This is a genomic window from Luteolibacter yonseiensis (genome assembly GCF_016595465.1).
In the GTDB taxonomy this organism is placed as follows: domain Bacteria; phylum Verrucomicrobiota; class Verrucomicrobiia; order Verrucomicrobiales; family Akkermansiaceae; genus Luteolibacter; species Luteolibacter yonseiensis.
The window spans coordinates 408,651-421,295 of record NZ_JAENIK010000013.1 but is presented as its reverse complement, the minus strand read 5'-3'; the positions used below and the strand labels follow the sequence as shown (position 1 = coordinate 421,295).

Below are 12,645 nucleotides of genomic sequence, written 5' to 3'. Positions count from 1 at the left end.
AGTTGAGCGGCATGGGAGGGGACCGTGCTTCTGCGACCTCTACTCGCCCTGTCGCGTCACATCCTCCTGAAATCTCGAAAGCAGTTCGCGCAACTCGTCCGCCGCTTCTGCGGAGGCGGACTTCGCGACGACCGTGAGGGCGGCTTCGTTGAGGAAATCCCGGCGACGCTTGTCGGAGGCGAAAAGGTCGGTTTCGATGAGAAGCCGTGTGCCTTGGGAAGTACGGGCCAGGGGGTAAAGTGGGAAGCTGGGCTTGCCGGAGAGCTCCGATTTCATTCCCACCGCAGTCCAGGTCCTGCCTTCATAGATCCCGACGATTGTCGGCTTGGCCGATGTTTTCCGGGCGTTGGCGATTTCGTATCGGATGTTTTTGAGAACGTTCTCACCACTTTTCGGCCCGTCAAACCTGGCAACGAACCCCAGCGCCGCGGTCATGTCCGCCCGTTGGATGGTGTCGAGCCACGCCTGCACGCACTTTTCCGCTTCCTCCTTGCTGACGGTGGAATCTCCTTGAATCTCCGTGAGCAGGGGAGTCTTGGAAAAGACTGTCCGCAGCCACTCCTTCGGCAATCGCCCGGATGCCGAGGCCACCCGCTCCTTGTATTGCTCCAAGGTTCCGGTCTTGGGGTAGGGGGCCCAGCACCAGCCGGAGTCCGTTTTTTCATAATAGGCCACCAACGGGTCCCATCGATCCGGATTGCGTACTGAGAAATTTTGGAAAAAACCCACGGCGGTCGTTTCGTCCGAGATCAGATCGAGCGGTAACGGTTGCTTGACCATCGCAGGATCATGGATGCTCCACCACATTTGGGCGGCGCGGAGGGAATTCGCCCTGGCCTGCGTCGCATCTTCCGCCGAGATCACCGTATCCAACACCGCTCCCAAGTTTTCTCCGGCGAGTGCCTTGCACAATGCCTCGTGAGCGAGTTCCGGCGTCGGTTGGGGGGGCGGGGGATGTGCTTCCCGCCATTTTGGGAAAAACAGATCAGCCGTTTCCGGTTCCGCCTCCTCGGGTTCGCGGCCGGAGTCATAGAGGAATTCCTGCGGGGGATTGACCTGCCAGAGGTCATCCGCCGTTTTTTTCAAATTCAGACGCAGCTCGAGGATGCGGGGGGCCGCCGGTTTTTCCTTTTCCGCCGCCGGATCCAGACAGGCGATCGTGATATCACCGTCCCGCACGGTTTGTTCCACCCGCACCATCACCCGTGCCACTCCCGGAGCGGTAAGCAGGTGCCACGCATTTCGCCCATCCGGTTCGTTGGTGAGCGCACGTTCGGCGGCCTTCAGTCTTGCTGCCCAATCGTCCGGCTGCTCCGCCGAGAGTCCACCCAGCAATCCCAGGGCCGTGGGGAGATCCTTTGTCACGCAAGCGGCGAGGAACCGCTCTCCGACCTCGCGGGCGTCCATTTTCCGAAGGGCGGACGCGGTCAATCCCGCCTCGATCCGCTGCCGCATTCTCTCCGCCGAAAGGGCCCGCAATTTTTCCAAGTCAACGACCTGTTCCCGCAGCATCCATGTTTCGAGCGCTTCAAGCCGTTTTCTCAAATCCCGCGCATAACCGGCTCCGGCGTTTTCAAACGACGCCGGGACAGGAGCCGCCAGCCATCCGGCACCGCGCTTCACCAGGGCCACGGGAAAAACCTGCAGGCGTCCGGGATCGAATGCTCCGGTTTTCCTCACCAATACAGCGGCATAATCCGCATCCTCCCTCACCGCGCCGACCTCCAGCGCGTCAGTTCCCATGTCCCGTGCCATCCGGTCAAGGCGTCGGGAAATCTCCCGTCGCTTTTCATCCGCTGTTCCTTGAAAGAGCGCCGTATCCCCGCCCGGTGCCAGATCCACCTTCCGCTGCCGGACCTTTTCCAGGAAATCCAAGGCCGCCGCGCCGGGATCACCTGGTGACGCGCGCGCGACCAAGCTCAGTACCAGGAGAACGAATGCGATCTTCACTTTTGGAATAGTAGTCCATCCATCCGCAGACGAAAGCCTGGAACCCGCTATTCCGAGTCCGGCCTTCAGCAGGAATTGGAATGGGGAATTCGCTTGTCACCGCCTCAGTGCGTCATCGGGCTTTCGCCAGAGGCTTCGCCGAGGGCGGCGAGGTGTTCCGGAAGGAATTTTTTGAAACGCGTCTTGTCGATGGCCTTCATGTAGGCTTCCTCCGGGGAGATCATGCCCTCGCGGAGCTTGGACCAGATGGACTCGTCCATGAACTGCATGCCCTCGCTCTTGCCGCCGGTGATGACGTCGTAGAGTTTCTGGGTGGCACCTTCACGGATGATCGCGGAGACGGCGGGCGTGGCGAACATGATTTCGTGCACCGCGGTCCGGCCGGGTTTGTCGATGCGTTTGCAAAGAAGCTGGGCGACGACGCCGCGCAGCGAGGCGGCGAGCATGGTGCGGACCTGCGACTGCTGGTTCGCGGGAAAAACGTCGATGATACGGTCAACGGTCTTGCGGGCGTTGTTGGTGTGGAGCGTTCCGAAGACCAGAAGGCCGGTTTCCGCGGCGGTGAGGGCGAGCGAAATGGTTTCCAGGTCCCGCATTTCCCCGACGAGCACGATGTCCGCGTCCTGACGCAGCGCGGCGCGCAGACCGTCGGCGAAGGATGGCGTCTGGATGGGGACCTCGCGCTGGGTGATGATGGAGTTCTTGTTGCGGTGAACGAACTCGATCGGCTCCTCCACGGTGATGATGTGGCGGTTGAAGTTGATGTTGATGTAGTCGAGCAGCGCCGCGAGCGTGGTGGATTTGCCGGAACCGGTCGGTCCCGTGACAAGCACCAGTCCGGAACGCATGTGGCCGAATTCCTTGACCACATTCGGCACTCCGAGGCTTTCGAGCGAAGCGATTTCCGTGGGGATGATCCGGAACACCGCGCCAAGGCCGTTCTGTTGCTTCAGGTAGTTGCAGCGGAAACGGGAATGGACGTCCATTTCATAGGCGAAGTCGAGATCGCCTCCCGCAAGGTATTTCTGGAACGACGCCGGATCGCAGATTTCTCCAAGCAGATCCCGGAAGCTGTCGCCTTCGAGCACCGCGTAGTCGGGAACGATGACGACCGCGCCGTGGACGCGGATTTTCGGCACCTGTCCTTCCGATAGGTGGAGGTCGGAACCTTTGTTATCGATGAGATAGCGGAAAAGAGTGTCGATCTGGGCCATTTGAAAAAATGAAAAGGAGAGAAGTGGATTTTAAGGGATTTCCGGGAGCGCGTGACGTGAGGTCAGGATTCGAAGAAGGCCTTCATCTGGGACTTGTCCTCGGAGCGGTAGAGGGCTTCCTCGCGGGTGATGATGCCCTTCACGTAGAGCTGGCGCAGAGACTCGTCCATGGTGACCATGCCGATGTTCTTACCGGTCTGCATGACGCCGGGGAGCATGAAGGTCTTGCCCTCGCGGATACAGTTGCCGACGGCGGGGGAGTTCACGAGCAGTTCGAGCGCGAGCACGCGGCCCTGGCCATCCGCACGCGGGACGAGCTGCTGGGAAAGGATGCCGCGCAGGGACTCGGAGACCATGATGCGGATCTGTTCGCGTTGGTCGGTCGGGAAAACGTCGAGCACCCGGTCCAGCGTCCGGGGAGCGTTGCCAGTGTGAAGCGTTCCGAGCACCAAGTGACCGGTTTCCGCGGCGGTGAGGGCGAGCTGGATGGTCTCGAGGTCACGCATTTCTCCGACCATGATGACATCCGGATCTTCCCGCAGCGCGCCCCGCAGCGCACGACCGAAGGACTCGGTATGCTTGTGGACCTCGCGTTGGTTGACGTGGCAGCCCTTGGAATCGAAAACGTATTCGATGGGATCTTCCAGGGTGAGGATGTGGTCCTCGCGATCGCGGTTGATGAAGTCCACCAGCGCGGCGAGGGTGGTGGATTTGCCGGAGCCGACGGCACCGGTTACAAGCACGAGACCGTTCTGGTAACGGGTGAGGGGAAGGATGTGCTCCAGCGGCAGACCGATTTCCTCGATGGTCTTGATGTGCTCGCTGATGATCCGGAAAGTCATGTCGAGGCCGAGGCGCTGCTTGACGACGGAAGCGCGGTAGCGGCCGGTGGGTGAGGAATAGGCGAAGTCGATGTCACCGTGCACCTGCAGGCGGTCCCATTCCTTCTGGCTGAGGAAGGACCGTGCGAGCCGTTCAGTTTCCTCAGCGGTGAGCGGTTGGTGGTCCGGCCAGATGGGCGAGAGCTGGCCGAAGCGTCTCCATGCGGGTGGATAGGCGGTGGCGAGGTGAAGATCCGAGCAATCATACTCGCGCCCCAACTGGAGGTATTGATCAACGTGATCTAGAACCTGGTGTACAACATCAGACATGGAATGGAATTCGAATGGTTTTTATGGTTGGCGCTGCCCCGGATAGGCCCGACCGGCCCCTGATCTTCCCAACTGACCAAGCACTTGCTTCTTCAATTGATCGGTGAGCCAGACCTTTGCGAAAGGACGGACGGCGGTCAAGGTGAGACCGAGCAATATGTGATAGAATTTGCGCGGTTTTGGCTCTTTTTTCACCCTTTTGCGGCTGGAAAATCCCTTTGTAAATACACTTGCGAGCAAGCCGGCACCCAAGGAGCCCAGCAGCCATTGGGTGGGATGGGATTTCAGGGATGCGCGGATCCGCATGGGAACATCGAGCCGCTGTCTGAGCGCGGCGGCTTCCTCTCCCAGTTGCGAACGTGCGGCGGCGGCCGTGAAGATCAGCTGTTCGAGCTCTTGGTCTTTTGAAAGTTTTCGATCCATTCGCGGTCCTTTTGGAATTCTGAGCGGGTGACAGGAAACGCCGGCGTGCCCTTGGGTTTCGCCAGCCGGACGAGAATGAAGGCCGCCAGCAGATGGAGCGCCGCCGCCGAAAGGGCCACCAGGCTCCAGGGCCAGCGGGTCAGCTCGGAAACCAGTGCGATGCCTCCGGCGAGGAAAAGCGCCCAGGTGGACAGCACGCACACGAAGGTCGCCGCCAGGTAGATGGCACTGCGGATGCCTGCCTTCGCGACATCTTTCGATTCCAGTTGGATCAGCGCCACGCGGCTGGCGATCAGCGCCATGAGGGCCTCGCGCCAGTTCGCGGGAGGCTGCGGAAATTTGCCCGTGCCGGAAGCTCCTGTGAAAGAGGCTCCACCGGTGTCAGATGACGGATTCATGAGGCTATGAGGAAACTCACCTGACACGAAAGCTGCTTTTAGCGGCGGACGATCAGGCCGATGAGGAAGCCGACGCCCAGCGCGCCGAGCACGGATTTGGTTGGATTCTGGCGGATGTAGTCCTCCGCGGTGACGTGGAGTTCCTTGGCTCTCACCCGGGTATCCTGCCATTGTTCGTTGGCGGTCTCGCGGAAGTGCTCGGCCTTGTCCGCGGCGGCATGCTTGAACGCGGAGGCCTTTTCCGTAGCGGCTGCCTTGAACTGCGTGGCGCGTTCGGCGGCGGTCTCGCGGAAATATTGTGCGGATTCAACGGCGCGCTCCTTCAATGCGGCGGCCTTGTCCTCGGCCGTGTGAACAAGCTCGCGGGCTTTCTCACCGGCGGCGTTGCGCAGGTCGTTCGCAGCTTGGGCGATGGCGGAAGCTGGGGTGAAACCGGCTTCCGGTTCGAGGTTGTCAGGTGTGGAAAATGAATTGGACATGGCGTTTGGCTTTCTTGTCTGGACGGATCCGGACGATCCGTCGCGTTGGAAAGAGTAGTGGCACTTCCCGCAGGTGGGCGCAAGGAGTGACTTTCAGAAAACTCATTCGATCGCCCTGGCCTTCGGGGCCTCCAGAAGGAGTTCCCGCTGGCCTTCGGGCGGCTCGGTGAACTTCATGCTTTCCCACTTCGTCTCCTTCAACGGGCCTGTGCCGTGGAATTGGAAAAGGCCTGAAAAGGGGCGAAGCGGCATGGTGATGAGTCCCAGCAGGACACCCCGCGCGTTCATCCTGACAATCATGTCCACGGTGCGGTCCACCATGTTCACGGATCCGTCACCGGCGAAGTTGAGTGAGTTGGTGGAGGTCTGGAAATCATTCGTGCTGATGACGCCGTTCCTGATGATATAGGTGCAGAACGCGTTTTTCGCTTTTTGGACCCCGGCACCCTCATGGTTCAGCACGCTCCCCACGAGAGGAGTCAGCGGGCCGAACATGGGGACGGAGAAGAGCTCGGTGTTTTCCAGCGCGAGCAGGCCCTGGCCATCCATCGTCTCCACCTTGCCGCCCGACAGGGAGAACTCGATGCGTCCGGTGGCGTCTCCGCCGCCTTTCATTTCAAAATCATAGGCGGACGCGATTTCCGAGATGGAGGCCTTCGTCCAGCTCAGCTCCCCCGCGAGCCTGCCTCCGCCGAGGTAGTTGATCTCGCCGTTGACCGGTCCGCCGAAGGCCGTGAGCTTGAGATTCGCGATCTCCACCTTTTCCCCGCGCAGGTTCACGCCTCCGCTCGGACTGCCGAGCGTGAGGTTTTCTCCCAGGAAGACGTAATCCGCCGGATGTTCCGAGGCGAAGGTGATGTCCAGCGCGGTGCGCCCCTGCGGCGTCACATCCACCACTCCGGAGGCCTTCATGTCGGGAGGCTGGTGGAACCGGTATTGTTCGAGGGAATCCGCCACCTTCGCGGCAAAAAGCCGGACCACGGGGGCCGCCCAGATCGCGCCGCGCACGTCCTCCACCTCGACCCATTTCGCTTCGGCATCGTAGCGGATGCGTCCGACCTTCGCCGTGCCGTGGTCCGTCCCGCCGAACGCCTTCCGGAGCGGGTATTTCGTATAGTCGAAATCAGCCGTGCCTTCGTAGAAATCCAGTTCGTGGTGGTTCATGGAGAATTTGCACCGCGCGCTGTTCGTCGGCACTCCGCGATAGCTCAGGTTTTTCGTATTTCCCGAACCTGTGTACGCCCATGCGAACCGGTTTTTCAGATCGAAGCTGCCATCCAGCGTGATATCAAGGGTGGTGTCCGGAGTGGCGCTGAAATCCTTGAGGATGTTTTCGATGGGTTGTTTGATTCCATGGGTGAGCTGTTGGTAGATCCCGAGTGGCAGCGTGCTGTGCGCCTGCAGCCTGACAAGAGGAGGCTCGATGATGACCTTGCCCTCCGCCCGCCCGTCGGGACGGGCAAGCAGGACATCGCGGAGGAACACATTCCCATCACGCCAGGAAAACGATCCTTCCACGACGTCGAACTTCGCACCACGGAAGGTGATCTCCTCACACCTCGCATGGCCGATCATCCGGATCTGGGGAGTATTGCGCTCGTCCAGCAAGAAGGTCCCTTCTGCCTCCAGTTTCTGTTTTCCGGACAACCGGATGTCCTTCGGCATCGGCAATGCCAGCCAGGCGCTCAGAAGTTCGGGAACCTCCAGGGATGAAGACACGTCGAACCGCCCCTCGCGGCTGCGGATGTTATAGTCGATGTGGCCGTCGAAAACTCCTGTTTCGTCTGTCGCGACCAGTTCGTTGATCGTGAGCAGATCGCCCGCCATGTCCGCCCGCACCGCGATGTGATGCAGGACATGACCGTTTTTCTCCATGTCGTGAACCTCCAGTGCGAGCTTGGCGTTGATGGTGGAGAAGTCATTCACGTCACCTTCCACCGTGATGTCGATCGACGGTGGCTGGTTTTCATCGAACTTCCATTTCTCCAGCTCTTCAAGGATCTTCGCCAGCAGCTTCCGGCGTTCGCCCAGGTTGGTGTCGTCCTGTTTTTTCGATCCGTCCTGCTGGTACCAGATGATGCGGGCGTTCAGCGCCACGTCGATTCCCGCGATTTTCCCGTGTGCGTCGCGGATCTCCAACCGCCGGTCACCGGGCATGAAGACGGTGCCATTCGCATCCGTGATGTTGAGTGTTTCGGTGTCCGGGTTCTGCGGATCCATCGGCAGCACCATGTCCGCATCATCGAGCTGGATCTTGTTCAACTGGAGGATGCCGCGTGCGAGCTTCGTCTTGTCGAAATCGAGAATGATCCGCTCCAGCCGCGATATTTCCCGCAGGTGTTCGGGTTCCGAATAGACACGGACCTCCGTCGCGACAATGCCCTGCAACAATGAATAGCGCAGGCTGCCGATCTTGATGAAGGCGCCTTGTTTCGAAACCTGTTGTTCGATCGCCATCCGCCAGGCCGCGGGAAGTCCCGTGTGGTTCGCCCACCAGACGACGCCGACTCCACCCAATACCATCGCCACGATCAGCAAAAACGCGAGCGTGCGCAGGTTTCGGGCGAGATGCAGGTGATACATGGAAAAGCTCCGGCGAGATTAAGACGCCCCATTTCGAAAAGCAACACGGGGCAGGAGGGTAAGCGAGTTTGCCGGCAGACGGTTCCGGCGAAGAGGGAGCGGAGCAGGAGACGCGGAGATGTCCGGTCGTTTCCCCGAACACGCCCTCCTCCGATCGTATTCCGCCTGCCGGATGGTACTATGAGCACGTCTTTTCATCTGGCTCACATGTGCCCCGCAGGCACAAAAAAAACCCCGCCTTTGCAGGCGGGGCTGATTTTACCGAACGGGGATGGCGGAGCGGACGGGGCTCGAACCCGCGACCTCCAACGTGACAGGCTGGCGCTCTAACCAACTGAGCTACCGCTCCATGTCCCGCTCGGGTGCGCGGAAGCTATTGGCCGACTCAGGACTTCGCAATCTCTTTTTTAATGTTTTCGAAGTTTTTTTCCGGAGCCGGTTTCGAACCTCACGAAAGTGCTTCAACCGCAGCTTCCAGTGACGCGAGATCCTCGACGGAATGGACCACAGCCTCCTTGTCGATTTTCGAAACAAGCCCGGCGACGACCTTGCCGGGACCCAGTTCGAGGAAGGTTTTGTGCCCCATGGCGACCAGCGCCTGGATGGATTCCGTCCAGCGGACCGATCCGGTTACCTGTTTCTCCAGCATGCGGCGGATTTCCGTCGGCTCGGTGACGACGGACGCGCCGAAATTACAAACCACCGGCAGGGCGGGGGACTGGATCGACACTCCGGCGAGTTCGGCGGCGAGCTTGTCCTGCGCGCTTTGCATCAGGCGCGAGTGGTAGGCTCCGGCGACGTTCAGCTTGATGGCGCGGCGGATGCCGAAGTCCTTTGCCTGGGCGATGGCGGCATCAATGCCCGCGACGGTGCCTGAGAGCACGATCTGTCCCGGCGCGTTCAAGTTCGCGACATCCACTCCGGCGGCCTCGGCCAGCGCGCGTACCTGGGACTCGTCTCCGCCGATGAGCGCGGCCATCGATCCTTCGGTGGCCTGGCAGGCTTCTTCCATGAATTCCCCGCGTCGTGCGACCAGCCGCAGGCCATCCTCGAATGAAAAGCTGCCCGCAGCCGCGTGCGCGGTGAATTCCCCGAGAGAAAGTCCCGCGGCCGCCACGGGTTCGAAGTTCGGAAGACGCTCCCGGATCAGGGCGAGGGCCATGAGGCCATGGAGATATAACGCAGGCTGGCAGCGCGAGGTTTTCGTCAGCTCGTCATCGGGACCGTCGAACATCACGTCCGAGATGGAAAACCCGAGGGCCTGGTCGGCCTGCACGGCCAGCTTGCGGGCGGTGGAGGAGGATTCCACCCAGTCTTTGCCCATGCCCACTTTCTGGGCGCCCTGTCCGGAGAATAAGAGAACGATTTTGCTCATGTCCGGAGAGATTTAGGAAAAATGGAATGGCAAGGAAAGGGGAATTTCCCAGCGGTCCGGAGAGGGAACGGGTGGAAGAGACGCGGCTTTTTCCACTGGCCGTCCGTCGCGGGATAGGAGACTTTTCAAGCGATGCCAATTGAGCCTGTTCCGAGTGTTGTTCGGGATTCCTTCCTGATCTTGTCAACGCCACGAACCGTGCCACAGGAAATTTTGCGGGAGATTGTCCCTCCGAAGGTGATCCTGGTGAAGTGTGTGGCGGGCTGCGGGTTGCTTCTCTTCGGACTGTTGTTGGGCTTTTTGTTCATACCCCGCCATTTGCCACAGCAGAGGTTGTTGGACAGGGGGCCGGTGGAGTTTGTCGAGGGCAGGATAGTTACCGCCGAAAAGACCGGGGCGAAGGAGAATGAAATCCCGATTTGGAAATACGGGTTCATTTACCAACCGCCGGGACATGCCGGGCAAAAGGGAACAGCCTACGCCGCAGGCGGGAGTTGGTCCGTTGGATCGGTGGTGAAAATCCTCCATTTGCCAGATGATCCACGAATTGCCGCTCCCGTGGGGGCGAGGCTGGACGAGTCGCCGGCATGGACGGTCGTCGTTTTGGTTTTTCCGCTGCTTGGTTTGTACTGTATCGTCCATACACTGTCCGACCTGAGATGGAAAAAGCGGTTGTTGAGCGAGGGATTGATTGGAAAGGCCGTGGTGGACTCTGTGGAGAAATCCCGCTTCCATTCGGAAGGGCAGGACGAGTATGTTCTTCGGATGACCCGGGTTGAAGATGGCACCCGGATTCAAAAGCGGATCAGGACCAACGCGGAGATCCATGTCGCCACTGCCAAACTGAAATCGGGTGAGCCTCTGACTCTCCTCTATTGCAGGGACAAGCCGCAGCGTTTCCTCATCGTGGAAAGCTGGGGGGCGGATGCCGGAGCCGCTTTACCGATGGAACCATTTTCCGCCGAACAGCCGATGTCGTCCGCCGCAGCGGCTGTCAGGCCGGTTGGCGGTGACGAGACAAGCTCGTTTCTGGAAATGCCTCTGCCGAGGAGGATACCGAAGGGCATTCGGTCGAAGGTGACGCGGAGCTACCAGATGCCGATTGCTTTCGGATTCATGGGTCTCTTGGTGGCACTGGCATCCGCATGGGCGTTTTTCCCATTCCACTTGGCCAGACAATGGCGTCTTGATGCGGGCCCATCCAAGGTTGTACCCGGGAGGATCCTTTCCGTAGAGGACAGCAGGACGGAGATTCTCAGTGTGAGAGTGAAAGAGCACCATTTCTCCTATCGACCGGAGGGCGGAGGCGAAAAGCAAGGGATTGCTTACACGACCGGCGGCAATTGGCAGGTGGGGACTCCCCTGCAAGTCCGCTACCTGATCGCGCATCCGGAGCTGGCGGTGCCGGAGGGTGCACGGCTGGGGGAGACTTCCACTGTTTGGGCACTCGTCTTGATTTTTCCACTGGGAATGGGAGTGTTTTTCTTCGGACTGGTTTTCCTCCGGATGAGGGATCTGGAGATTCTCCGGTTCGGAGTGCTTTCCACGGCGAGGATCACTTCGGTTGAAAAGATGTCGGTCGGTGTGCATGACCAGCACAGGATCTATCTTGTCCGTTCCGATGATGGGGCGACCATGGTGAAGCGAAGCCACGAAGAGCACGAAATCGCCTTTGCCAAATGGAAGCAGGACGCCGGAGAGCCCGTGAGAATCCTTCATCGGCCCCACAAGTTGAAGCGGTTTCTGCTGCCGGAAATCTGGAACTGATGATTAAGGGGCGGCCGCGACTTGAGAATCACGGCGCATGGGCGACACTCGGGCACTTCCATGCTCCGATCAATCTCCCTGCCACTCGCGCTCTGCGGAGCATTTGCTGTTCTGACCTCTTGTCAGACGGTCCATTTTTACCAGCAGGCGCTTGGCGGGCAGTGGGAGATCCTGCGGAAAAGCAAGCCGAACGGCAGGGTGATCGCCTCTCCGGAGACCTCGCCGGTTGTCAGGAGGCAGCTCATCGCGGTGGAGCGTATCCGGCAATTCGCCAGCGACCATCTCTCGCTCCCCGGTGATGAGAGCTATGGAAAATACGCAGACCTCGGGCGGGAGCATGTGGTGTGGGTGCTGTACGCTGCGCCGGAGTTCTCGTTGGAGGCGAAGAACTGGCACTATCCCGCCGTCGGCGAGATGGATTACCGCGGCTATTTCCGTGAGGAGGACACCGTGGCGTATGCGAAGGAACTGCGGGCGGAGGGATACGATGTCTTCATCGGCGGAGTGGACGCGTATTCCACGCTGGGCTGGTTTCATGATCCCGTGCTGAACACCTTCGTCCGCTATCCGGACATCGATCTCGCGGAAACGATTTTCCACGAGCTGACCCATCGCAGGATATTCCGCTGGGGAGACACCGTGTTCAACGAGTCCCTGGCGAACACCGTGGCGGAGGAAGGGGTGAGGCGCTGGCTGAGACATGAAGGCCGTCTGGAAGACCTGAAAAAATACGAAGGCCGCCTTGTCCGCCGTCGGGAGTTCTACAGGGAGATCGAGCGATCGAAGGCAGCATTGGAAAAACTCTACTCCTCCGGCAAACCGGCGGCGGTGATGCGCGGGGAAAAAGCGGCCATCCTGGGAAAACTCCGCGATTCCTTCCGCGAGCTGCGCCGCAAGTGGGGCGGTCATGGGCTGGAGGAATGGCTGAAGGAGGACATCAACAACGGCCATATCGTTTCGCTCAAGCTTTACGCCGAACACATGCCGGAGTTTGAAAAACTGCTGGCGGAGTGTGATGGGGATCTGGATCTGTTTTATCAGAAGGCCGGAAAACTGAAGCTGGACGCAGCGAGGTGAGGCGAAAACGCGCGGGGGCGTGGTTGGTGTCGGCCCCTCGACCGGGACGTGCCTGATGGACGCACTGTCTCCGGACGCCTTGGCGACGCGGCAGGCGTTTACGTTTTTTTTACGCGGACGCCCGGGCCTTTAACTACCCCGTGGGGCGGATCGTGGCAGGATGGTTCCAACCTGCGACCACCACCATGACCGACCTCATCTACCTCGCCGCCACCCTCGGCTTCTTCT

10 protein-coding genes and 1 tRNA gene are annotated in these 12,645 nt (G+C 60.1%); 2 read left to right on the top strand and 9 right to left on the bottom strand.

Going from position 1 to position 12,645, the window contains the following annotated elements:
* Positions 1 to 39 precede the first annotated feature (39 nt).
* The 9 genes from JIN84_RS22160 to fabD all read right to left on the bottom strand — a co-directional run bounded on the left by JIN84_RS22160 (position 40) and on the right by fabD (position 9,573).
* Positions 40 to 1,950, bottom strand: coding sequence for a hypothetical protein (locus tag JIN84_RS22160; protein ID WP_200353287.1), 1,911 nt, complete (start codon positions 1,948 to 1,950; stop codon positions 40 to 42).
* A 104-nt stretch (positions 1,951 to 2,054) separates the two neighbouring features.
* Positions 2,055 to 3,164 carry a type IV pilus twitching motility protein PilT gene (locus tag JIN84_RS22155; RefSeq protein ID WP_200353286.1) on the bottom strand — a complete coding sequence of 370 codons (1,110 nt, stop codon included), beginning with the start codon at positions 3,162 to 3,164 and terminating at the stop codon, positions 2,055 to 2,057.
* A gap of 62 nt (positions 3,165 to 3,226) precedes the next feature.
* Positions 3,227 to 4,315 carry a type IV pilus twitching motility protein PilT gene (locus JIN84_RS22150; RefSeq protein WP_200353285.1) on the bottom strand — a complete coding sequence of 363 codons (1,089 nt, stop codon included), beginning with the start codon at positions 4,313 to 4,315 and terminating at the stop codon, positions 3,227 to 3,229.
* Positions 4,316 to 4,336: 21 nt separating this feature from the next.
* The gene (locus JIN84_RS22145; RefSeq protein ID WP_200353284.1) at positions 4,337 to 4,738 is read right to left on the bottom strand and encodes a hypothetical protein; all 402 of its coding nucleotides are present in this window, start codon (positions 4,736 to 4,738) and stop codon (positions 4,337 to 4,339) included.
* Positions 4,696 to 5,136, bottom strand: a complete 441-nt coding sequence (locus JIN84_RS22140) for a phage holin family protein (RefSeq protein ID WP_200353283.1) — start codon at positions 5,134 to 5,136, stop codon at positions 4,696 to 4,698. The genes JIN84_RS22145 and JIN84_RS22140 overlap by 43 nt, the downstream gene beginning before the upstream one ends.
* Before the next feature lie 38 nt (positions 5,137 to 5,174).
* Complete coding sequence (locus JIN84_RS22135; RefSeq protein ID WP_200353282.1) at positions 5,175 to 5,615, bottom strand: ElaB/YgaM/YqjD family protein; 441 nt, start codon at positions 5,613 to 5,615, stop codon at positions 5,175 to 5,177.
* Between the two features lie 102 nt (positions 5,616 to 5,717).
* Entirely contained in the window at positions 5,718 to 8,198 is a 2,481-nt protein-coding gene (locus JIN84_RS22130; RefSeq protein ID WP_200353281.1) for an AsmA-like C-terminal region-containing protein, read from the bottom strand.
* Between the two features lie 272 nt (positions 8,199 to 8,470).
* Positions 8,471 to 8,547, bottom strand: a tRNA-Asp gene (locus tag JIN84_RS22125).
* Between the two features lie 99 nt (positions 8,548 to 8,646).
* Positions 8,647 to 9,573, bottom strand: a complete 927-nt coding sequence (gene fabD / locus JIN84_RS22120) for an ACP S-malonyltransferase (protein WP_200353280.1) — start codon at positions 9,571 to 9,573, stop codon at positions 8,647 to 8,649.
* Between the two features lie 180 nt (positions 9,574 to 9,753).
* Here fabD and JIN84_RS22115 point away from each other — a divergent pair, with 180 nt between their 5' ends.
* A complete protein-coding gene (locus tag JIN84_RS22115) occupies positions 9,754 to 11,340 on the top strand; it encodes a DUF3592 domain-containing protein (protein WP_200353279.1) in 1,587 nt (528 codons plus the stop codon).
* 60 nt (positions 11,341 to 11,400) lie between these two features.
* On the top strand, positions 11,401 to 12,417 hold the full coding sequence (locus tag JIN84_RS22110) for an aminopeptidase (protein ID WP_200353278.1): 1,017 nt from the start codon (positions 11,401 to 11,403) through the stop codon (positions 12,415 to 12,417).
* Positions 12,418 to 12,645 lie beyond the last annotated feature (228 nt).

Bases quoted from the DNA above. Each gene is read 5' to 3' on its own strand.
- JIN84_RS22155 (WP_200353286.1), bottom strand. From the start codon at position 3,164: ATGGCCCAGATCGACACTCTTTTCCGCTATCTCATCGATAACAAAGGT.
- JIN84_RS22150 (WP_200353285.1), bottom strand. From the start codon at position 4,315: ATGTCTGATGTTGTACACCAGGTTCTAGATCACGTTGATCAATACCTC.
- JIN84_RS22145 (WP_200353284.1), bottom strand. From the start codon at position 4,738: ATGGATCGAAAACTTTCAAAAGACCAAGAGCTCGAACAGCTGATCTTC.
- JIN84_RS22140 (WP_200353283.1), bottom strand. From the start codon at position 5,136: ATGAATCCGTCATCTGACACCGGTGGAGCCTCTTTCACAGGAGCTTCC.
- JIN84_RS22135 (WP_200353282.1), bottom strand. From the start codon at position 5,615: ATGTCCAATTCATTTTCCACACCTGACAACCTCGAACCGGAAGCCGGT.
- JIN84_RS22130 (WP_200353281.1), bottom strand. From the start codon at position 8,198: ATGTATCACCTGCATCTCGCCCGAAACCTGCGCACGCTCGCGTTTTTG.
- fabD (WP_200353280.1), bottom strand. From the start codon at position 9,573: ATGAGCAAAATCGTTCTCTTATTCTCCGGACAGGGCGCCCAGAAAGTG.
- JIN84_RS22110 (WP_200353278.1), top strand. From the start codon at position 11,401: ATGCTCCGATCAATCTCCCTGCCACTCGCGCTCTGCGGAGCATTTGCT.